Raw genomic sequence first — 21,829 nt, forward strand, 5'->3', positions numbered from 1 at the left:
GTGCCAGGTGTTGAAAAAAAGTGAAACAGGGTGATTCCGCGTAACTTTGAGCCTGAGGTGTGCCAACCTGGCACGATCCTCGGGATCGAGTCCCCACGACCTCAGACCGCAGGGTGGGCCAGCCACCATACGAGGAAGTCGCGGTAGGCCTTGACGTAGACCGCCGTCGAGATCAACGCGATGGTCGCGCCAATGGAGATCAGCGAGAAGATGATCAGGTACTCGGTGTAGGCCACGCCGCTATCTTCGTGATGAAGACGCGCCAGGGCATCGACCAGCCTACCTTTGATGTGAGTCATCGCGTTCATGGGATCCTCATTCGGTGATCCAGTCAGGCCATCGCACCTTCTAAAAACGCGCCAGCCGGCAGCTTTTTATGGAGGTGCGGAGTGCGGGGACGATCCAGACGTTACGTATGTGGCGAGTCCGGGTCAAGCTGGCCTGCGATCCTGGCCAGCGAGGTGTGAAGACCGGTGAGTTGCCACACCGCAGGACTTTGTTTGCAAGGAGTGGGCCAGTCTCTGTCCGGTGTGAAATCTCATCGGAGGTGGGCGTGTTTGACAGCGGCAAGGCGCGCAGACTACACCCGCCGGGCTTCATGCGCCCGAACCGGTGAGATGCGTGTGATGGTAGAGACAAGCGAGGGTGAAGGTGTCCGACGAGTTCGCAGTGGCCATTCAAGAGGGGCAAAACGATGAGGCGCGACCGCAGCGCGAGGAGCGCTACCCGGTCGATCGACTCTCGGAGCTGGTGGGGACAAACCATCCGGTGGAGGTGCAGGCTGGCGCCGGGGCGTTGATGTCGGCGGTGCTCTCGCACCTCTCAACCAGGGTAAGGCGCCCGGTGGTGGTGCTCACCGCCGAGGAGCGGGAGGCCGAGCGGCTGGCCACCGATCTGCGCCTCTTCTGCGGCGCTGACGAGGAGCCTGACGAGGTTGTGGGGCTGGCCCCCGAAGACGAGCGGCTGGAGGAGGCGGTGGTTCACTTCCCCTCCTACGATGTGGGGCCTTTTTACCAGGCTACGGCCGATCGACGTGTCACGATGGCGCGCCTGGCCGCACTGCATGCGCTGCGCGCTCAGAAGCCGCCGCGCTACACCGTGGCTTCGGTGGGCGCGGCGATGCGACGCACGTTGGCCCCTGCGGTCTTTTCGCAGCATACGCACCGCCTCACCATCGAAGATGCGCTCGATAACGAGCGGCTGCGCGAGATGATGGCGCATCTGGGCTACTCGGAGGTGCCGGTGGTCGAGGATGCCGGCACGTTTGCTGTGCGCGGCGACATCGTCGACATCTTCTCACCCCACGAAGAGCATCCGGTGCGCGTGGAGCGCTGGGGCGATGAGATCGCCGAGATCCGCCAGTTTCATAAAGAGACTCAGCGCAGCCTTCAGGAGCGAGGCCACTGCGAGATCTTCCCGGTGCGCGAGGCCATCCTCAACAAAGAGGGCGTGGCCCGCGCCATCGCAAAGCTGCGCGCGCTCAGCGCGGAGATGGGCAGGCCCTCGAGCGATCTTCGCGATCTGATCGCCGATCTTCAGGCCGGGCTGCATGTGGTCGGCATGGAGGCGTTGCTTCCGGCGCTTTATGAGGAGATGGGCGATCTTCTCGACTATGTGCCCGCCGATGCTGTGGTCGTGGTGCTGGAGCCTTCGGCGTTTATGGCCAAAGCCCGCACGCTCTTTGAGAAGCGTCTGGGCGAGTTTGAGGCCTCCCGCGCCGAGGAAGACTACGTCTTTGAGGTCGACGCCTACTATCGCCGTCCCGACGCAGTGGGCGAGTGGCTCGGAGCGCATTCGCCTGTGGAGTGGCGGCGCGTCGCGATGATCGAAGATGTGCAGGAGCGGGGCTGGCCTGTGCCTGAGGAGCACCTGGAGTTTCGGGTGCGCGAGAACAACGACATCATCGCGTTGCGCAAGCACTTTCAGGGGGTGGAGCAGACCGTTAAGGCGCTCAGCGAGAAGCTCGACGCGTGGAAGGAGCGCTACGGGCGCATCTGCTTTGCGTGTCGCACCGGCGCGCAGGCGGAGCGCCTGGTGGAGCTCTTAAATAGCTATGGTCAGGATGCGATGGTGCTCAGCGCGCCCCTCGACATCAGCGAGCCGGTGCCTCCGCCAGCTGATGTTCTGGAGGTCTACGCCGGGGAGCTCAGCGCCGGGTTTCGCTCCGAGCTCCTGGGGGTGGCGCTGATCTCCGGGGTGGAGCTCTTTGGTCAGCGGGTGGTCACGCATCAGCAAAAGTCGATCACCGAACACGCCGCCATCACCCACTTTAAGGATCTCAACGACGGCGATCTGGTGGTGCACGTCGACTTCGGGATCGGCCGCTACCGGGGTATTGCCCACCTGGATGTGGAGGGGATCGGCAACGACTTTTTGCACATCGAGTACGCCGGCGGCGATAAGCTCTATCTGCCGGTCTACCGCCTGGGGCGTGTGCAGAAGTACATCGGTGGGGGCGATAACGTCGCGCTCGATAAGCTCGGGGGCACCCGCTGGGATCGCACCAAAGAGAAGGTCAAAGAGAATATCCGCGAGCTTGCCGGCGATCTTCTGGCGCTTTATGCCAAGCGGGAGCTGACCAAAGGCATCAAGTTCAGTCCGCCCGACGCCTTCTATGAGGAGTTTGAGCAGGCCTTCCCCTTCGATGAGACCCCCGATCAGGCTCGCGCCATTCACGAGGTGCTCAACGATATGTCGAAGTCGCGGCCGATGGACCGGCTCATCTGTGGCGACGTGGGCTTTGGCAAGACGGAGGTGGGCATCCGCGCGGCCATGAAGGCGGTGATGGACGGCAGGCAGGTGGCCGTGCTCGTGCCCACCACGCTCTTGAGCGAGCAGCATGCGATCTCATTTGAGAAGCGCGTCAAGGCGTTCGGGGCGCGGGTGGCGGCGATCAACCGCTTTCGCTCGGCCAAAGAGGTCAAGGACATTCTGGCCGATACCGCCGCCGGAAAGATCGATGTGCTCATCGGCACCCACCGCATACTCTCCCGTGACGTAGAGTTTGCCGATCTGGGGCTTCTGGTCGTCGATGAGGAGCAGCGCTTCGGGGTGGCGCATAAAGAGAAGATCAAGAAGATGCGCGCCAACATCGACGTGCTCACGCTCTCGGCCACGCCGATCCCGCGCACCCTGCAGATGAGTATGCTGGGGATTCGCGACCTCTCGATCATCGCCACTCCGCCGCATAACCGTCTTTCGGTGCGCACGCATGTGGCCAAGTTCAGCGACTCGGTGGTGCGCGAGGCGATCATGCGCGAGCTGGGCCGCGGCGGGCAGGTCTTCTTCGTGCATAACCGGGTGCAGACCATTGAGGAGATGGCGCGGCATCTGCGCGAGATCGTACCCGAGGCGCGCATTGGCATCGGGCATGGGCAGATGGCCGAGGGTAAGCTCGAAGAGGTGATGTACGCCTACATCCGCGGTGAGATTAACGTGCTCTTGTGCACGAGCATCGTCGAGAGCGGGCTGGATATCCCCAACGCCAACACGATCATCGTCAACCGCGCCGACATGTTCGGCCTCTCCCAGCTCTATCAGCTGCGGGGGCGAGTGGGGCGCGGAAGTCAGCGCGCATACGCGTATCTGCTGGTGCCGGCCAGGCGCACGCTTCCCGATGATGCCCAAAAGCGTCTGGAGGTCATTCAGACCTACACCGACCTTGGCAGCGGGTTTCACGTGGCGAGCTACGATCTGGAGATCCGGGGGGCGGGTAACCTGCTCTCCGACGATCAATCCGGCCATGTGGTGGCCGTCGGCCTCGACCTCTACACCGAGCTTCTGGAGGAGGCGATCGCCGATATCCGCGGCCAGGAGCTCGAAGATGAGCTTGAGCCGGAGGTCAACATCCCGGTGGAAGCGTTTATCCCCGACACCTACATCCCGGCGACAAGCCTGCGCCTGATGTTCTATAAGCGCTTCTCGCTGGCGCGCTCGGGCGATGAGCTGGCGATGATCTTTGAGGAGCTCGTCGATCGCTTTGGCGAGCCGCCAAATTCAGTGCGAAACCTGCGCGATCTGATCAGCGTGAAGATCGATCTCCGTCGTCTGGGCGCAGCGCGTCTCGACGCCGGGATGAGCGCGATTGCCATGGAGCTCGACCCGCGCACCCCGCTCAACCCGGCGGCTGTGCTCGAGCTGGTGAATGCGAGCGGCGGGCGCTGGCGCCTGACCGCCGAGATGAAGTTGATCTACAAGCTCAAGGTTGATGAGTCGGCTCAACTGATGCGCACCGCGCGCAGCATTCTCAATCAACTGCTGGCGTTGTAGGGTGGGGTCGAGATGATGATGATGAAAAACGCAACGATACAGCTCGCGGGGATGGTGCTAAGCGGGGCGCTTCTTGTGGCGTGCGCGCCGCAGAAGCCCTCCGCCGAAGGGGATGCTCCGCGCCCGGAGCGCGCTGACGAGGGCGCTCCGGGCCAGGATCAGGTGGTCGCCCGGGTCAACGGTGAGGCCATCACCCGCGCCGAGTTCGAGCGGCGCATCGAGAGCCTCGCGCCGCACGCCCGCGCCCGATTGCAGTCGCCGGAGCAACGCGAAGACTTTTTAAAAAGCGTGGTGCAGTTTGAGGTGATGGCCGACGCCGCCGAGGAGGCCGGCCTTGGCCAGAGCCCCCAGGTGCGCCACGCCATGCGCGAGGTCATGGTGCGCCTGATGCTCGCTGAACACCTTCGCGAAGAGGGCGGCGCGGCGGTGGGCGAAGAGGAGCTGCAGGCCTATTACGACGCCAATCGCGAGGATTTTGCGCGGCCTGCCCGCCGCATGGTCTATGAGCTTGTGACCCAGACCCGCGAGGAGGCCGAGCGCCTGCGCCGCCGTTTTGTCGAAGAGGCCCACCCCACCACCGAGGAGGCGCTGGGCGCCTTCGCCGAGCTCGCCGGGCAGTACTCCTTCGATCGCAGCACCGGCGATCGCAGCGGGGCGCGGGGTTGGGTGGAGGCAGGCCAGCCGGTGGCCGGCGCCGACGCAGTCTTCGAGACACCCGTGGGCCAGGCTTCAAACCCCTATGAGGATGATCGTGGCTGGGTGGTGGTGTTTGTCGCCGAGGAAGAACCGGCGCGTCAGCCGATGTTGAGCGAGGTGGAGCGCGAGCTGCGCACGCGTCTGCTCGAAGAGAAAAAGCGTCGGTTGCGCACCGAGCTGGTCGAGGGACTGATGGCTGAGGCCACCATTGAAATCGACGAAGAGGTGCTGGCCGACGTTCAGGCTCCCGAGCCCCGGCTTCCCGCTCGTCTTCGCGATCTTCCGCGCCTTCCGGTGCGCGATCAGGGCTCCGGCGATTGAGTCGCCTGTGCCCTCGCCAGGATTGTCGATACCTGTCAGGTTTTACCCATTGAGAGCATGTATTATGAGTCGATTCACCCTGCTGCGATCCTTTTTGCTGGCCGTGCTGGCCCTTGGCAGCGCCGGAGCCCTCAGCGCGGCGGCACCCTCGACGGCTCACGCCGCCATCATCGACCGGGTGGTGGCGCAGGTGAACGATGAGATCGTCACCCTCTATGAGCTCGAGAAAGAGGCGCGCACCTACCTTGTGCAGCAGGGGCGCAGCGCGCGGGTGCTCGAGGACCCGGAGCGTCGCGAAGATGTGCTGCGCGAGGTGCTCGACGACCTCGTGGAGCGCCTGCTGATCAACCAGGCCGCCTCCGAGGTCGGGGAGGCGGTCAGCGACGCGGAGGTCGATGAGTGGATGCGGACGCTGCGCCAGCAGCAGGGGCTCGACGAGCAGCAGTTTATGCAGATGGTCGCCCAGTACGGCATCGACTTTGAGACCTACCAGGAGGTCGTGCGCGATAACCTCTTGCGCATGCGCATGGTCAGCTTAAGTGGTCGCAGCGCCACGGTAGCCGACTCGGAGATCGACTCGATCTACCGCCGTCGTCACGGATCGTCAGGGAAAGAGCGCTTTATTCGCGTGCGTCATATCCTGGTCGAGGTTGACGGGGAGAGTGAGGCAGCCGAGGAGGCCGCGCGCCAGCGCGCCTCCGAGCTCCGGGCGATGGTGGATCAGGGCGCTGACTTTGCCGAGGTTGCCCGCCAGCACAGCGAAGGTCCGGGCAAGGATCAGGGCGGCATGCTCGGGGAGTTTCGCCGCGGGCAGCTCGAAGCGACCTTTGAACAGGCCGCCTTTGCCATGGAGCCCGGCCAGATCTCGGAGCCTGTGCGCACGCCCTTTGGCTACCACATCATTGAGGTGGTCGAGAGTGAGGAGCGCGTGGCCCAGGCGTCCGCCGAGCGGCGTGCCCGCATCCGTGCCGAGCTTCAGGAGCAGGCGATGAATCGCCAGATCGAGGCCTACCTTCAGACCCTTCGCGCCAAAGCCTATGTCGACATCCGCTACTGAGTCCTCTGAGGCGTCCGAACGCATGACCTCATCCAAAAAACCGGTGCGCCTGGCGCTGACCATGGGTGATGCTGCCGGCATCGGACCGGAGGTCATCGTCAAGACCCTGGCGCATCTCGACGCCACCGATAGCCCGATGGAAGCGGTGGTCTACGGAAGCGGCGAGGTGATGCGCCAGGAGGCCCGCGCGCTCGGGTACGCTGGCGAGTTCGAGGTGGTGGAGGTGGGGCCGGAGCTCGATTTTACGAGTCGCCCGGTGGGTCAGCTTGATCGGCGCGCGGCGCTTGTGCAGTGGCGCGCGCTGCAGCGCGCGATGGAGGACGTGGATCAGGGGCTGGCCGACGCGATCGTGACCGCTCCCTGGAACAAAGCCCTCTTTGAGTTGGTGGAGATGCCGGTGGTGGGCCACACCGAGGTCTTGCAGGCCCATTACGGCCGGGAGCGCGTGGTGATGATGCTCGGTGGCGAGCGTCTGAAGGTGGCGCTGGTGACCACGCACGTGGCGCTCTCCGAGGTCAGCCAGCGCCTCAACGCTCCCCTGCTTCGGGAGATCTGCGCGGTGACGCTGGCCGGGCTGCGCGAGCGTTTTGGCATCGATTCGCCGCGCCTGGCGGTCTGTGGTCTTAATCCCCACGCTGGCGAGCGCGGCCATATGGGCGACGAAGAGCTCGTGTGGATCGACCAGGCGGTCGCCGAGCTGGACCGGGAGTTTCTCGCCGCCGAGATCAGCGGGCCCTGGCCTGCGGACACCCTCTTTGCGAAGTTCCGTGGCGAGCGAACCCCCTTTGATGCCGTGATCTGCATGTACCACGACCAGGGGCTTATCCCCTTGAAATTGTTGCATTTCGGGGAGTCCGCCAACATCACTCTGGGGCTTCCCATCATCCGCACCTCGGTCGATCATGGCACCGCCTACGACATCGCCGGAGCGGGAGTGGCCGACGCCGGATCGATGATTTACGCCACCGAGTTGGCTGCCACGATGGTGGCGCGAGCACGTCAGAGGGCCTCTTGAACTCCCGATCGTCGAGCGCGGAGGGCTTCGAAGCATCGATAGCTCGCGGCGTGCAGCGCGGCCCCGAAGTTTGAGCCGGGCCATCCCGCGATTAGATCTGAAGCAGAGTCGGGCGCGGCTCGCCATGCTGGTCAGTGAGGCCTGGCGAGGAAGTTTCGAGGGCAGATCGCGGTTGGTTGAAGTGCCATGTGCGCCGCAGAGCGCGGGCACGGCCCCGGGCATGGCGAGATGTTCGCGACCCGTGAGTTCCACTCGCCAGGCGCGTTGATTTTCTAAAAGGCAAAGACGTATGGCGCAGCAATCGAGCGCATTTGAGTTGGAAGACCGCATCCGTGGCGCATTGAAAAAGCGCGGCGGTGTGGCCACCGTGGGCGATGTCGCCGCCGAGACCGGCCTCCCTTATGAGGAGACCGAGATCGCCATGCGCAAGATGCTCGAGCGCTACCAGAGCCATCTCGACGTCGATGATGAGGGCAACCTCCTCTACCGCTTCGACCCCGGGCTCAAAGCGCGTGGCTACCAGAAGGGGCGGCGCTGGTACGACTTTAAAAAGAAAGCCTGGGCGGCGTTCACCTGGATCTTCAAGGTCTCGATCATGGTGGTGCTCGTGGGGTACACGGCCACCTTCATTCTGCTCTTGCTGGCGCTGGCGATCGCGGGCATCGCCGCGGCCACCTCGCAGGATAATGACGATGTGGGAGACGTCTTTTTGCTGCCGGTCTATCTGATCGCGCGCATCCTGGAGACGGTCTTCTGGATCAGCTGGTTCAGCGGCTTCGACAGCCCTTCGAGACGGCGCCGGAGGCGCCCGCGACGAAAGGTGGAGCGCCCCGAAGTCCCCCTCTACAAGCGCATCTTCCAGTTTGTCTTTGGTCCCGAGCTTACGCGCGATGAGCTGGCGGCGGAGCGCGCCTTTGCGCGTTTTGTGCGGGCGCGCCAGGGGCGCATCACCGCCGCTGACTGGGCCTCCCGCACCGGCCTGAGCCTGGAGGAGGCCGACCAGGCGCTGACCGCCGCCACGATGCGTTTTCGAGGCGATATTGATGTGGCCGCCGATGGCACGCTGATCTACCGCTTTGATGATTTGCGCGTGACCAGCGAGGCCGGTGCCGACGACCGTCTGCAGCCGCCCAAACCCATCTGGACGCGCAAGGTCACCGTGCCGCCGCTCACCGGTAATAAGGGCTCGACCAACACCTGGATTGCGATCTTCAACACCTTCAACCTGATCATGGGCGCGTTCATCCTGGGCGGTGTCACCGGGCTGAGCACCGGGGTGTCGGTGGTGCTCGGGGTGATTCCGGTGATCTTCAGCCTGATGTTTTTTGCGATCCCGCTGGCGCGACGTTTTGCCCGCGGCGGCAAGCTCAAGCGCGCCAAACGCGAGAACGAGCGCCGCGAACTCATTGAGGCCGTCTACCTCTCGGCCGCCACCGACGGGGTGGCGCGGCCGGTCGACGCCCGAATCTTCGAGACCCATCCGCGCGGCGATGATGTGTTTGCCGATTTCAATGGTGAGATCCGGGTCGAGGATGACGGGCGCACCCTCTATCTCTTTCCCGAAGTCGCCCGCCAGCTGGGAGCTGCCGAGAGTGCGCGCCAGCGCGCCGCGAGCGAGGTGGTTTTCGGCCAGACGATCTTCTCCAGCGATGAGGAGACCTTGAGCATGGCCGAGGCCGAGATGTTGGAGTTCGACCGCAGGTTGGCTCGCGAGCTTGGCGGCGACTCCATGGTGGAATTTGACTGGGAGTCGCTGGAAGAGAGCGCAACGGTAGGTGCCTCATGAGCTCGGCAGATGAGTGGGAAGAGACCGCGCAGCCTGCACGGCGCAAACGTTTTGAAATGCTGCGCTCCTTTGCGCTGGCCGACGTCATCACCATGGCCAACGCCGCCTGCGGTGTGGCGGCGATCTTCTGCTGTCTGAACTACATGGACGAGAAGATCGAGCTCTATGTGTGGTGGGCGTTCGGGCTTTTGCCCCTGGCGCTGGTCTTCGATCTTTTTGACGGCGCGGTCGCGCGCTGGCGGCGCAAGCATTCCGCGCTGGGAGCCGACCTGGACTCCCTGGCCGACATCGTCTCCTTTGGCGTCGCGCCCGCCGTGCTCGCCTACACCCTGGGCATGCGCGGAGGCTGGGACGCCGTCGTGCTCATCTACTTTGTGGTCTGCGGCATCGCGCGCCTGGCCCGCTACAACGTGACCGCGGCCGAGCTCAGTCAGGGCACCGGCAAGGTGCCCTATTATGAGGGCACGCCCATTCCCACGAGCCTGGTGCTGGTGCTTGTGATGGCCGTGGCTTTTGATCGCGGTGCCTACGGCACCGCTCTCTGGGGCGGGGAACTGCAGCTTCTGGGCTGGGGCTTTCATCCCCTGGTGCTTCTCTTCGGCTTAAGCGGAAGCGCAATGATCAGCACGCACCTGCGCATCAAAAAGATCGGCTGAACGACGCTCCCGGGGCTCCCTGTCAGACATAAAAAAACGCCGAGACGATTGCGATCGTCTCGGCGTTTTTTCGTCCCTTATCGGGCGGCTTAGAGGTGGGCCACGTACTTGCTGATCAGAATGATCGCGGCCACACCAAAGCAGATACCCACGGTGACCACCGGAACCCAGGGCGCCTGGTGGATGGGGCCATCATGTTCGTCGTGATTTTCAGCCATGTTGTGCTCCTTTATCGCGCGATGCCCTCATAAGGGGCGAAGTGAATGGATGCGGCTCAGGCGGCGGCATCTTTGCCAGAGGCGTCAGGATTGTAAAGGAAAATCCGGCCCCGGGCCTGCGGCAGATCCGCGCGCTCCGTCGGTTCAGATGGAGTGATCATCGCCGATGCGATCAGGGACGATGAACCTGCTGCGTACGGAACACCTCTCTTACCGACGTGAGACGCATGGGGCGGAGTCCGGAGGGGAGGGGCACGATGGCATGCGTCTCGGTTGAGTATGCGCGGTGTTTCTGTCAACGTCCGGTCTATCAGGGGCATGAATGTGCGGACGACCCGGGCAGCGCGGAGCGTGCAACCAGGGGACGGGGCGAACGAAGGGAAATAGAGCATGGTAGATATTCGGCCGTCGCAATCGGTGTTTCGTCTCTATCAACGCGTTGTCTGGGGATTCTGTTTGGTGACCGTGACGCTCACCGCGATCATCGTCACCAAGATCCTCATCGGGCATGGCTTTCTTAACCGAAACGAGCCGCTCCCCACTGAGCTCATTCCAGGCAATCATCGATTTAACAATTTTGTGCTGGGGGTACACATCCTCTCCGCCATACCGCCCCTGGTCATCGGACCGTGGAGCTTTGTTCGCCGCCTCCTTCGCACGGCGCTGCATCGATGGCTGGGGTGGATCTATGTCGGGATGATTTTTATCAGCAGCGTGACAGGCTTTGCTCTCGCTGCTGCGAATACGTACGGGATCTTCGCCAGGCTGGGGTTTGGGACGCTGGCCATCGTCTGGTTTTCCACAACCTACATGGCGCTGATAACCGCTCGCCGCCGGCGCTACAGGGAGCATCGGGATTGGATGATTCGCAGCTACATGATCACCCTGGCCGTGGTCACCGTTCGCGTGTTGCCCGCGCCTGAGCATCTGACTCGGGCAGAGTGGTACCCCTTGATGACCTGGTTGTGCTGGGTTCCCAATATCATCCTGGCCGAGATCTACGTGCGGGCGACCACATTCAGGGGGCGGCTAAAAGCACGGTTCGCCCGGGGAGCCTGACGTCGTTTAAGACGCAAGGGCTAAGCATGTCGACGAGGGGGAAAGGCGGAGCGCAACCACGTCCCCGGCCCCCCGGCCGGCGCTGACGTCAGAATGGTGCCAGGGCCCGGTAAGAGCGCGACGTTAAGCACTCTCATATCAGGATATCTTGCAGAATTCGCCGGCGTTCGAGGGGCCGCCTTGTACCGGCCGGGCGCTGGTAGTACAAGGCGACCTCCCGCCGGTGCGCGCCCCTCTGGCCCGCGCCCTTATGATGTGACGACTGCCTGGTGAAGTGAGGTTGGAGATGGATCTGCTAAAAGTACTCTCGGAGATGCCCGGTGCCCCGGGTCGTGAAGAGCTGGTTCGCGAGTTTATCGAATCCAAGGTCAAAGGCCTGGCCGATGAGATCACCACCGACGCCATGGGCAACCTGATCTGCCGCAAGAAGCCGGTCGAGGGTGCCACCGACGTCCAGAAGGTGATGATCGCCTGCCATATGGACGAGATCGCCTTCTACGTGCGACTGATCGACGATAAGGGCTTTATCCGTCTGCATAACGCCGGGGGCTTCGACAACCGCAACCTCTTCGCCCGTCGCGTGCGCATTCAGACCCGCGACGGTGAGGTGATCGAGGGCGTGATGAACCCCGGCGGTCGCCCGATCCATATCGCCTCGCCAGAAGACCGCACCAAGATCCCGAAGATGGCCGAATTCTTCGTGGACACCGGTCTTGATAAAGAGACGGTCACCGCCAAAATCCGCCCGGGCGACCCGGTCACGCTGGTGCAGGAATTCACCGAGCTCGGCGAGATGGTCACCGGCAAGTGCCTGGACAACCGTGTGGCGTGCTGGGTGGGCGTTCGCCTGCTTGAGCGCCTGCAGGCCAGCGACAAATACGACGTCTACGTGGTCTTCACCGTGCAGGAAGAGGTCGGTCTTCGCGGCGCGATCACCAGCGGCTACGCCATCGAGCCGGATATCTCCATCGCGATCGACACCACGCTTGCCGTGGACACCCCCGGGGTGCCCGGCGAAGAGCAAATCACCGAGCTCGGCAAGGGCGTGGCCATCAAGATCCTCGACGGCTACGCCATCAGCAACAAAGAGCTCGTCGACACCTTTGTGGACCTGGCTGAAACCGAAGGCATCACCCACCAGTACGAAGTTCTGCCGATGGGCGGCACCGACGTCGGTGCGATGCAGCGCGCTCGCGCCGGCAGCCGCGCCGTCGCTCTGAGCGTGCCCACCCGCTACATTCACACCGTCACCGAGATGGTCCACAAAGGCGATTTGCGCGCCACCCTGGACCTTCTGGCTGCCTACCTCAGCAAGTGAGTCTGTCGATGAGTACTCAGGATTTTCGCAGCGAACGCATTGGCTTTTTGCAGCAGTCCGAGATCCGGGCGATGACCCGCGAATGCAACCGTCTGGGCGGAATCAACCTGGGGCAGGGCGTCTGCCCCTTGCCCTCGCCGCCCGAGCTTCTGGAAGCCGCAGCGCAGGCGGTGCGCGAAGACCTGAGCACCTACAGCCGCTTCGACGGCGTGGACGAGCTGCGCCACGCCGTCGCCAGAAAGCTCAAGCGTTATAATAAGATCGAGGTCGATCCGGAGACGGAGCTCGTCACCACGATCGGCTCGGCCGGGGCCTTTATCTGCGCGCTTCAGGGGCTCTTTAACCCGGGCGATGAGATCATCGTCTTTGAGCCCTTCTACGGCTACCACGTCAACGCCATTCGCGTGGCGGGCTGCGTGCCGAAAGTCATCACGATGAAGGCGCCGGACTGGTCCTTTGACCCCGAAGATCTGGAGCGCCTGCGCACCGATCGCACCCGCGCCGTGCTGGTCAACACCCCCGGAAACCCCAGCGGCAAAGTCTTCAGCCGAGACGAGCTCGGGGTCATCGCTGATTTCTGCAAGACCCACGACCTGCTCGGCATCACCGACGAGATCTACGAGTACCTGGTCTACGACGGTCAGGAGCACGTCAGCCTGGCGACCTTGCCGGGGATGTTCGAGCGCACGATCACGATGTCGGGTTTCTCCAAAACCTTCGCCATCACCGGCTGGCGGCTGGGCTATGTGGCCGCGCCTGCGCACCTGGCCGGCCCGATGGGCCTTGTGAACGATCTCTTCTACATTTGCGCGCCCACGCCCCTGCAACATGGTCTGGCCCGCGCGCTGGAGGTCATCGGCGACGATTACTTCGACGAGATCCGCAAAAAGTACAAAGCCAACCGCGACCTTTTCTGCGACGCGTTGGTGGAGGCCGGTTTAACGCCTCATGTGCCCGAGGGCTCCTACTACATCCTCACCGACGTGACCCGCTTCGGCCTTAACGACGCCCGCGCCTCGGCGATGCATATTCTCGAAAAAGCCGGCGTGGCCTCGGTCGCCGGATCGGCCTTCTTCGCCAGCGATGGCGGCCGCAACCTGGTGCGCTTCTGCGTCGCCCAGCCCCGCGAAGTGGTCGAGCAAGCCGCCGAACGCATCCAGGTTTTTAAATGATGTTTTCGACCATGGGTTGGGAGTAGCTTGCCGCCCGGGCGGCAGAAGAGATGGCGAGTCGAGAGACTCGCCATTTTTTTCGGCCATGGGTTGGGTGGAGGTTGCCGTCCGGGTGGCTGAGCTGGCGATCTGGTCAGGTAAAAGGGGAGGTAAGGGGTCTGAGTCGGCGATTTGCCTGAGTAGATCGGCAGGTAAGGGGTCTGAGCTGGTGATTTACCTGAGTAGAACCGCAGGTAAGGGGTCTGAGTTGGCGATCTGACCAGGTAAAACGGAAGGTAAGGAGGCTGAGTCGGCGATTTACCTGAGTAAAAGGGGAGGTAAGGGGTCTGAGTTGCCGATTTACCTGAGTAAAAGGGGAGGTAAGGGGTCTGAGCTGGCGATTTACCTGAGTAAAAGGGCGGCTAAGAGGGCTGAGTCGCCGATCTGTTGAGAACAGAACGCGAGCTAAGGGGGCTGAGTCGGCGATCTGTTGCGAACAGAACGCGAGCTAAGGGGGCTGAGTCGGCGATCTGTTGCGAACAGAACGCGAGCTAAGGGGGCTGAGTTGCCGATCTGTTGCGAACAGAACGCGAGCTAAGGGGGCTGAGTCGGCGATCTGTTGCGAACAGAACGCGAGCTAAGGGGGCTGAGTTGCCGATCTGTTGCGAACAGAACGTGAGCGAAGGGGACGGAGCCCTGCCCCTGAATGAAAAACCTGATCAAAAAAACAGCAAAAGACTCGCCGCGGGAGGGTTGGTGTTGAGAGTTGGGGGCATGACGCGACGCGTCGGGTGGGCTATGGTCTGGGGGAGTTTTACAGAGACATGGGTAGGCGCGTTCGTGCGGCGTTTTTGCTGAATGAGACTCCTTTTTGAGTGAGGTTGTGCGGCTATGGCGAGAGAGATTCGGAATGTGTTGGCGGCGAACCGTGGCGAGATCGCGGTTCGAATCTTTCGGGCGTGCACGGAGCTGGGGATCGCGACGACGGCGATTTACAGCGCGGAGGATCGGCTGGCGATCCACCGCTACAAGGCTGATCGGGCCTATCAGATTGGCGAGGAAGGCAAGCCGGTGGAGGCGTACCTGGACGGGGACGCGATCATTGAGCTGGCGCTGGCCAAGGGAGTCGACGCGATTCACCCGGGCTACGGGTTTTTGAGCGAGAACGCCGATTTTGCGCAGAAGGTGATCGAGGCGGGGCTGGTGTGGATCGGTCCGCCGCCGGAGGTGATGCGGGCGCTGGGCGACAAGCTGGCCGCGCGGGAGGTGGCAAGGCGCGCCGGGGTGCCGGTGGTGCCCGGAAGTGGCGGGGCGGTGCAGAGCGAGGAGGAGGCCCTGAAGGCCGCGGCCAGCATTGGCTATCCGCTCCTTGTGAAGGCGGCTCACGGCGGGGGCGGCCGCGGGATGCGCGTGGTGAACAAAGAGAGCGAGCTTGTGGAGGCGGTGCGCTCGGCGCGCAGCGAGTCACAGGCGGCCTTTGGCAGCCCGGCGGTCTTTTTGGAGCGCTATGTGGTCAACCCGCGCCATATCGAGGTGCAGCTCTTAGGCGATACCCACGGAAACGTGGTGCATCTCTTTGAGCGGGACTGTTCGGTGCAGCGCCGCATGCAGAAGATCGTGGAGCTGGCGCCGGCGCCCAACCTGGCCGAGGAGGTGCGTGAGAAGCTCTACGCCTACAGCCTGCGCCTGGCCGAGGAGGTGGGCTACAGCAGCGCGGGCACCGTGGAGTTTCTGGTCGAGGAGCGCGAGGGCGGCTTTGAGATCTACTTCATTGAGGTCAACACCCGCATTCAGGTGGAGCATACGGTCACCGAGATGATCACCGGGCGAGACCTGATTCAGGCGATGATCCGGGTGGCCGAGGGCGCGCAGTTGAGTGATGCGAGCATCGGCATTGAGGGGCAGGAGGCCATTGAGCGCAAAGGACAGGCGATTCAGGCGCGGGTGACCACCGAGGATCCGGAGCGAAACTTCGCGCCCGACTCCGGGCGAATCATCACCTACCGCTCGGCGGCCGGCCACGGCATTCGTCTGGACGCCGGGGTGGGGGGCTCGGGCTCGGAGGTGCTGCCCTTCTACGACTCGATGCTCGTCAAAGTCTCGGCCTGGGGGCAGGACCTGGGGGAGGCGGCGCGGCGTCTGGATCGCAGCCTGGCGGAGTTTCGCATTCGCGGGGTGAAGACCAACCTCCCCTTCCTTCAGCGGGTGGTGCGTCACGAGCAGTTTTTGGCCGGGGCCACGCATACGCGCTTTATCGACGAGACGCCGGAGCTCTTTGTGTACGCCCCGCGGCGCGACCGGGGAACCAAGGCCCTGATGGCGCTGGGCGATATCACGGTCAACGGACCTCCCGGGAGCACCACGCGTTTTAGCAGGCCGCAACCGCTGATCGTGCCGAAGGCGCCGAAGGTCAAAGGCAAGCCGCCCACGAGCCCCGCCTACGCGGTCTTTGAGCAGGAGGGGGCCGAGGGGCTCTCCAAATGGATCCGCAACCAGGAGACGCTGCTCGTCACCGACACGACCTTCCGCGACGCCCACCAGTCGCTGCTGGCCACGCGGGTGCGCACCAACGACTTGCTGGAGATCGCACCGGCAACCGCCCACATGCTCCCGGGCCTCTTCTCGTATGAGATGTGGGGCGGAGCGACCTTTGATGTGTGCATGCGCTTTCTGCAGGAAGATCCCTGGGAGCGGCTCGCGCGTATGCGCCAGGCCATCCCCGGGGGGCTCTTTCAGATGCTGCTGCGCGGAGCCAACGCGGTGGGCTACACCAACTACCCGGACAACGTGGTGCGCGCCTTCGTGCAAGAGGCCGCCCAGGCCGGCGTGGACGTCTTTCGGGTCTTCGATGCGCTCAACTACGTGCCCAATATGGAGCTGGCGATGGAGGAGGTCGCCCGCGCCGGCAAGATCGTGGAAGCCTCGATCTGCTACACGGGTGACGTGCTCGATCCTGACGAGACCAAATACACGCTCGACTACTACACGAACCTCGCAAAAGAGCTCGCCCGACGCGGGGCGCATATCCTTAACATCAAGGATATGGCCGGTTTGCTCAAACCCTACTCGGCGAAAGTGCTGGTGGAGGCGCTCAAAGAGGCCGTCGATCTGCCGATTCACCTGCATACCCACGACACCTCCGGCAACGGGGTGGCGATGTATTTGATGGCCGCCCAGGCCGGCGTCGATGTGGTGGATTGCGCGCTGAGCTCGATGGCCGGTCTGACCAGTCAGCCTTCGCTTAACGCGGTGGTCAGCGCGCTGGAGGGTCAGGCGCGCCGCCCCGATCTCGACAGCCAGGCGTTGGAGCGCCTCTCGGAGCATTGGGAGCTCTTGCGTGAGATTTACTACCCCTTTGAGTCGGGGCTCAAATCCTCGACGACGGACGTCTACAACCACGAGATCCCCGGGGGCCAGTACTCCAACCTGCGGCCGCGGGCGATTCAGCTCGGGCTTGGCGAGCGCTGGACCGAGGTCAAGCAGACCTACCGCCGGGTCAACCAGGAGATGGGCAACATCGTCAAGGTCACGCCGACCAGTAAGGTGGTGGCCGACTTTGCGATGTTCCTCGTGCAGAACGACCTGAGCTTTGAGGCGATCTATGAGATGGCCGAGCGCGGCGAAGACATCGACTTCCCGCAGTCGGTCATTGACTTCTTCTACGGCAATATGGGCCAGCCCTACGGGGGCTTCCCTGAGAAGCTGCAGTCGATCGTGCTCAAGGGCCGTAAACCCTTAACCGGCCGGGCCGGCGAGGGCATGGCGGATTATGACTGGGGCGCGAAGGAGGATGAGCTGCGCGAGCTTCTGGGTCGAGAGCCCACGCGCCGCGAGGCGATCAGCTACGCGCTCTACCCGAAGGTCTTTGCCGGGTTTGCGCGCACGATCCAGGAGTTTGGTGAGTACCGAATTCTGGAGACGGTGCCCTTCCTCTACGGCATGGAGGTCGGCGACGAGACGATGGTGGAGCTTGAGGAGGGCAAGACCCTCGTCATCGAGCTCAAGGCCATCAGCGATGTGCGCGATGACGGTACTCGCCGCGTCTACTTTGAGCTCAACGGGCAGCCGCGGGATGTGGCGATCATCGACGCGTCGGCGGAGCTCAGCTCCGGGGCGCGGCCCAAAGCCGACAAGTCAAAGCCCGGTGAGGTCGGGGCGCCGATGCAGGGTAAAGTGCTCACCATCGCGGTGAGTGTGGGCGATACGGTCAGCCGCGGCGACACGTTGCTTTCCACGGAAGCGATGAAGATGGAGACGAACATCACCAGCCCGGTCGACGGGACGATCACGGCGATCGAGGTGAGTGAAGGTGATTCGGTGGCCGCCGGCGACCGCGTCGTGCTCATTGAGCCGAAGAGCTAAAAAAACGCCGCCCCCTCCTGGCGAGAGACGCGAGGAGGGGGCGGCGAGGTGGGAGCGTGAGGGTCATCGTCCGGGTGGGACGTCGATGAGGTATCAGGCGCGGCTGGCGTCCAGGCACTGCTGGAAGTCACGGGAGAAACTTGTGGCTTCACTGCAGGCCCGGATGACCGGGGCGGGGCGATGGCGGAAGCCCGCAGCGGTCGAGATGCAGCTGCGGAAGTCGCGGGAGAAGGATGTCGCCTCACCGCAGGCGCGGATCGCCGGGGCTGGAGGGGTGCGGTAGGCCGGAGCGGTGGTCATGCAATGCTCGAAGTCTCCTGCAAAGGTGGTGGCGTCGCCGCAGGCTCGAATGGTCGCCACGGCAGAGTTCGGGGGTAAAAGTACGGCGCTCTCAATGCACTGGGCGACCTGACGGGGGAAGGGGCTCTCGTCGCCACAGGCCTCAATGATCTGAGCTCGGGACGCGCCGGGGCGAGGGCGAGGCGGAGGCTGCGGGAATTCGGTGTGCGGAGGGCGGTGATCGTGGTGGTGATCACAGGTGTGATCATGCTCGTGATAGTGGTCATCGTGGTGATCGTTACAGTTGCCACGGTCGGGACGGCAAGGGCGGTCGGGGCGGTCAGGACGCCCCGGGCGATCAGGACGGTCAGGACGCCCCGGGCGATCAGGACGGTCAGGACGCCCCGGGCGATCAGGACGGTCGGGACGATGCGGCGGGCGACGCAGTTCGACGATGGGCATCCGAAGGGTCTGGGCGGGCCGACGGCCCTCAAGGCGCATGGTGGTGATGGTGTGCTGGCCCTGGGTGCCGACCAGTCGGAGTTTGGCGTGGGAGGCTGCGGCGCGGCGGCCCAGATTCATCGTGGCCTGGCCACGGGGGGCGTCGATACGCAGCGCCTGCACGAACTCAAAGTCGCGGGAGGAGCCTTCGGGAAGGTACACGTTGAGGCGAGGTTGAATACGGGCCTGTTGCAGCGCGCGCCAGTCGCGGGCCTCGATCTGGTAGGTGATAATAAGTTGCCCGCGGTCGCGCTCCACGCTCAACGTGTTGAGCTGAACATCGTAGCCGCGCTCCCGGGCCGAGGCGTTAAGCGAGAAGAGCAGAGTGGCACACATCATCAACACAGCGATCATGGTCGGGGCGAAGGGGCTCGGGGGCAGGCGCTTCATGGGGTACTCCGGGAGGTTCGTCGCGCCGCGGGCCGCCCTGACGGCCCGCGGCGCTGGAGGAGAGATGCAGCGGCCGGGTGTATGTGGCGTAAGTTCCCCGGTCGCAGTGTTGAGACGCCATGCCCCCCGGGGTATTCATCAGAGCGACGAAGTTCGCCGGATTCACGTTTTCGATGCATGAGATGCACGAGGAGCAAGAGATGAGTGACGATCGCCGCCAGAGCCGCGGCAGCAAGTACACCCGAGAGCAGCGCGGCCCGCGCCGTAGCCAGCGCGACGCGAAAGATGCGGCATCGTATAAGGCCGATCTGGAGAAGTTCTTTACCGCCGGCGGCAAGACCCCCGAGCGTTTTGAGAAGCTCGCCAAAGGCCTCGCGCCCAGAGAGGGGAGCGCCGAGGCGGAGTATCTGGAGGCGGTCGATACCCTGCGAAAAGCCGGGGGGTTGCCGGATCTGGTCAAGGCGATCAACGACTTCGTGGCCGCCGGCCACCCCTGGCCCGACGATGAAGAGGTGCTGATCAAGGCGCTTGACCACCCTCGTGAGCGCACCTTGCATGGGGTGCTCGATCACCTGATCGATTTGCAGGCGCGCAAAGGGATCAAACGAGGGGTCGCAATAAAGGCCCGGCTCGGGACGCTCAAAGTCGTCTCCGATGATCCGGGCCTTTTGAAAAAGGTCGACGCGCTGGAGGCGCTGCTCTAACGCGCCTCGCTGAGTCGAGGGCTCCGTGAGCCGCCAGGCTCAGGGGGCGCTGTCTTGCGCGGAGGCCGGCGCCAGGTCAAAGACCTGGTCGAAGCAGGCGACGATGTCGGCGCAGACGCCGTCTTCGATGCGCGCGGCGCAGGCGTCGCTGTACTCCCAGAAGACGTCGCTGCGGGTGCGGGCCATCTGGTAGCAGGCTTTGCGAAGCGGTTCGGTCGACTCACCCGGGCGGCACTCTCCGCGGGCGGTCACAAAGACGTCGCAGCGGGTCTGGCGATCTTCGGGAAGGTCCAGGCGCTCGTAGCAGAGCTGGTGCGCTTCGGCCTCGCGGGTCTCCTCACAGGTGAGTTCGTCGACGATGCAGCGGCCGAACTGCTCGACGGCGTCGAGGCTCCACTGACGGATGGTGTTCTCGCAACGCACGCGACAGTTGGATTCGGCCGCCTCACAGGTGTCGAGCTTCTCGCACATGGTGCGGCAGTCGTAGCCTTCGACGCCCAGGGGGTTGCGGCAGACCGACTCGTCGCAGACCAGCGGCGCGCGGCAGTCGTCATCAAACCCGTTGCAGAACTCGCTCTCATTGCCCTGCTTGATGCTGTCGGAGGCGCGGCAGGCGCCGAGCACCGAGCTCAGGAGAAGGAGGGTGACGAGGGCGATCGGTGCGCCGAAGCGGTTGGAGAGCTTTAGCATAACGCTGAATTCCCTGGGCATTCGCGCGCCAGGCGCGGGCCGGTGAACGAGAAAAGTCGAAGGTGGGAATTAGCATAGGGAGGGGGCTTTGACAAACTTTGTAGAGCGCGGGCGGTTTGCCGCTGCAGGCTGGCCGGTGGTAGAAGAGGCCGACAGACCTGCGACATAACTTCAAGGAGGAGATGATGAGCTCGACGGCGATGAAAGCGGTAGATGCAACTCAACTCTCTGCGGCGCTCGATCCGCATCGGCGGCACTCGGTGGCGCGTGCGCTGTCTGAGGTGCTCACGGGCAAAGAACGTGTGGCGCTGGTGGGCTGGCAGGCGGCGACCTACATCGGCGAGGCCGCCGGTGAGGCGTCGAAGGTGGTGGTGGTTCTGGAGGAGGAGGCGCAGTGCGCGCAGGCCAGGGAGGCGGCCGCGACCCTGGGAGTTGCTTCAAAGGTCGAGGTGGTTCAGGGCGCACTCACTGAGGTGGAGCTTGAGGCGCGCGCCGATGTGGCGATGTACCTGCCGGGCTCGACCTGGATGATGGAGGGGCCGGATGCGGCGGTGCTGCGCAATACGGCGCTGAGCGTACTCAAGGCGGGCGGGCGACTGATTCCCTGGCGGGTGGCGCAGCTGATGGAGCTGGCCTCGGTGCCTGTTTCGGTCGGAGCGTTGGAGGCGCGGGCTGCCCGGGTGGGGCGGCCGGGCGAGCCGGTGGCGATTTTGAGTGAGTCCAAACATTTTCTGACCACCGAGTTCGCAAGCGCCGGGCCCCATGAGGCAGGCATCGACGATACGATCTTCATCAACGCGCTGCTCGGCGGGCTGGCCAGTGGCCTGCGCTTGAGCTCGATGGTGGAACTTGTTCCCGGCGTGGCGCTCGTGAGCTCCCAACAGGCATCAAGCGCCATTCTCGCCCCCTTCAAAGAGGACGTGCGCGTGGAGGCCGGCCAGACCTTGAGCGTGCACGTGCGCTACCAGCCTGGCGAGGGGCTCGCCACGGCGAAGTTCAGCGCGCGCCTGGTCGAGAGCAGCCGCGAGGTCGGCGAGCTCCCTGACGATCATAACGTGGTGACCGAGTTTAAGGAGAAGGTCGCCGCGATGCTGCGCGAGGTCGACGCCATGGGGCGAGGCTCGGATCTCGATCGTGTGGTCAGCTACACCCGCCAGCCTCACGGCGATGTCTCGCGGCTGACCGCGATGTTTTGGACGGTGGATGAGGCCTTCCACAGACCGCTGCGCGAGTTGATTGAAGGCGTGCGCCGTGCCGGCGCCGAGGCCAGCGGCCATACCCCGGAAGATGACACGATCTACCAGTGGATGCTTGAGGTGTATCAGGGCGTGCGCGCCGAGGGCTGAGACACGTTGCG

The 21,829-nt window shown here is 63.9% G+C and carries 16 protein-coding genes; 12 read left to right on the forward strand and 4 right to left on the reverse strand.

Annotated features, from left to right (window positions below):
* Nucleotides 1–101: 101 nt before the first annotated feature.
* A complete protein-coding gene (locus tag EA187_RS12375) occupies nt 102–308 on the reverse strand; it encodes a hypothetical protein (RefSeq protein WP_127780445.1) in 207 nt (68 codons plus the stop codon).
* A gap of 343 nt (nt 309–651) precedes the next feature.
* Between EA187_RS12375 and mfd the strand changes: the two genes are divergently transcribed.
* From mfd to pssA, 6 genes are all read left to right on the forward strand, one after another.
* Nucleotides 652–4,269, forward strand: coding sequence for a transcription-repair coupling factor (gene mfd / locus EA187_RS12380; protein ID WP_127780446.1), 3,618 nt, complete (start codon nt 652–654; stop codon nt 4,267–4,269).
* A gap of 18 nt (nt 4,270–4,287) precedes the next feature.
* Complete coding sequence (locus EA187_RS12385) at nt 4,288–5,286, forward strand: peptidylprolyl isomerase (RefSeq protein WP_164856237.1); 999 nt, start codon at nt 4,288–4,290, stop codon at nt 5,284–5,286.
* Nucleotides 5,287–5,350: 64 nt separating this feature from the next.
* Nucleotides 5,351–6,343 (forward strand): peptidylprolyl isomerase, encoded by a 993-nt coding sequence (locus tag EA187_RS12390; RefSeq protein WP_127780448.1) that lies wholly within the window; start codon nt 5,351–5,353, stop codon nt 6,341–6,343.
* A gap of 22 nt (nt 6,344–6,365) precedes the next feature.
* On the forward strand, nt 6,366–7,358 hold the full coding sequence (gene pdxA / locus EA187_RS12395) for a 4-hydroxythreonine-4-phosphate dehydrogenase PdxA (RefSeq protein WP_164856238.1): 993 nt from the start codon (nt 6,366–6,368) through the stop codon (nt 7,356–7,358).
* Nucleotides 7,359–7,647: 289 nt separating this feature from the next.
* Entirely contained in the window at nt 7,648–9,144 is a 1,497-nt protein-coding gene (locus EA187_RS12400) for a hypothetical protein (RefSeq protein ID WP_127780450.1), read from the forward strand.
* The gene (gene pssA / locus EA187_RS12405; protein ID WP_115604939.1) at nt 9,141–9,800 is read left to right on the forward strand and encodes a CDP-diacylglycerol--serine O-phosphatidyltransferase; all 660 of its coding nucleotides are present in this window, start codon (nt 9,141–9,143) and stop codon (nt 9,798–9,800) included. Before EA187_RS12400 ends, pssA begins: the two co-directional genes overlap by 4 nt.
* A gap of 89 nt (nt 9,801–9,889) precedes the next feature.
* Here pssA and EA187_RS20975 read toward each other — a convergent pair whose 3' ends face one another.
* Nucleotides 9,890–10,018 carry a hypothetical protein gene (locus EA187_RS20975; protein ID WP_283808550.1) on the reverse strand — a complete coding sequence of 43 codons (129 nt, stop codon included), beginning with the start codon at nt 10,016–10,018 and terminating at the stop codon, nt 9,890–9,892.
* A gap of 390 nt (nt 10,019–10,408) precedes the next feature.
* Here EA187_RS20975 and EA187_RS12410 point away from each other — a divergent pair, with 390 nt between their 5' ends.
* The 4 genes from EA187_RS12410 (at nt 10,409) to EA187_RS12425 (ending at nt 17,908) form a co-directional block, all read left to right on the forward strand.
* Nucleotides 10,409–11,077, forward strand: coding sequence for a DUF2306 domain-containing protein (locus EA187_RS12410; RefSeq protein WP_127780451.1), 669 nt, complete (start codon nt 10,409–10,411; stop codon nt 11,075–11,077).
* A 286-nt stretch (nt 11,078–11,363) separates the two neighbouring features.
* Nucleotides 11,364–12,395, forward strand: a complete 1,032-nt coding sequence (locus EA187_RS12415) for a M42 family metallopeptidase (RefSeq protein WP_127780452.1) — start codon at nt 11,364–11,366, stop codon at nt 12,393–12,395.
* 8 nt (nt 12,396–12,403) lie between these two features.
* Nucleotides 12,404–13,567: a pyridoxal phosphate-dependent aminotransferase gene (locus tag EA187_RS12420; protein WP_127780453.1), complete on the forward strand. Its 1,164-nt coding sequence runs from the start codon at nt 12,404–12,406 to the stop codon at nt 13,565–13,567.
* Nucleotides 13,568–14,437: 870 nt separating this feature from the next.
* On the forward strand, nt 14,438–17,908 hold the full coding sequence (locus EA187_RS12425; protein ID WP_127780454.1) for a pyruvate carboxylase: 3,471 nt from the start codon (nt 14,438–14,440) through the stop codon (nt 17,906–17,908).
* A gap of 93 nt (nt 17,909–18,001) precedes the next feature.
* On the opposite strand, the gene EA187_RS20420 is transcribed toward EA187_RS12425, so the two are convergent.
* The gene (locus EA187_RS20420; protein WP_164856221.1) at nt 18,002–19,078 is read right to left on the reverse strand and encodes a hypothetical protein; all 1,077 of its coding nucleotides are present in this window, start codon (nt 19,076–19,078) and stop codon (nt 18,002–18,004) included.
* A 200-nt stretch (nt 19,079–19,278) separates the two neighbouring features.
* Here EA187_RS20420 and EA187_RS12435 point away from each other — a divergent pair, with 200 nt between their 5' ends.
* Nucleotides 19,279–19,782: a hypothetical protein gene (locus tag EA187_RS12435; protein ID WP_127780455.1), complete on the forward strand. Its 504-nt coding sequence runs from the start codon at nt 19,279–19,281 to the stop codon at nt 19,780–19,782.
* A 39-nt stretch (nt 19,783–19,821) separates the two neighbouring features.
* Here the strand turns inward: EA187_RS12435 and EA187_RS12440 are convergent, their stop codons facing one another.
* Nucleotides 19,822–20,472: a hypothetical protein gene (locus tag EA187_RS12440; RefSeq protein ID WP_127780456.1), complete on the reverse strand. Its 651-nt coding sequence runs from the start codon at nt 20,470–20,472 to the stop codon at nt 19,822–19,824.
* Between the two features lie 185 nt (nt 20,473–20,657).
* Here EA187_RS12440 and EA187_RS12445 point away from each other — a divergent pair, with 185 nt between their 5' ends.
* Nucleotides 20,658–21,818 carry an SAM-dependent methyltransferase gene (locus EA187_RS12445; RefSeq protein ID WP_127780457.1) on the forward strand — a complete coding sequence of 387 codons (1,161 nt, stop codon included), beginning with the start codon at nt 20,658–20,660 and terminating at the stop codon, nt 21,816–21,818.
* The last annotated feature ends 11 nt before the right edge of the window (nt 21,819–21,829 follow it).

This window comes from Lujinxingia sediminis (genome assembly GCF_004005565.1).
GTDB classification, from domain to species: Bacteria; Myxococcota_A; Bradymonadia; order Bradymonadales; family Bradymonadaceae; genus Lujinxingia; species Lujinxingia sediminis.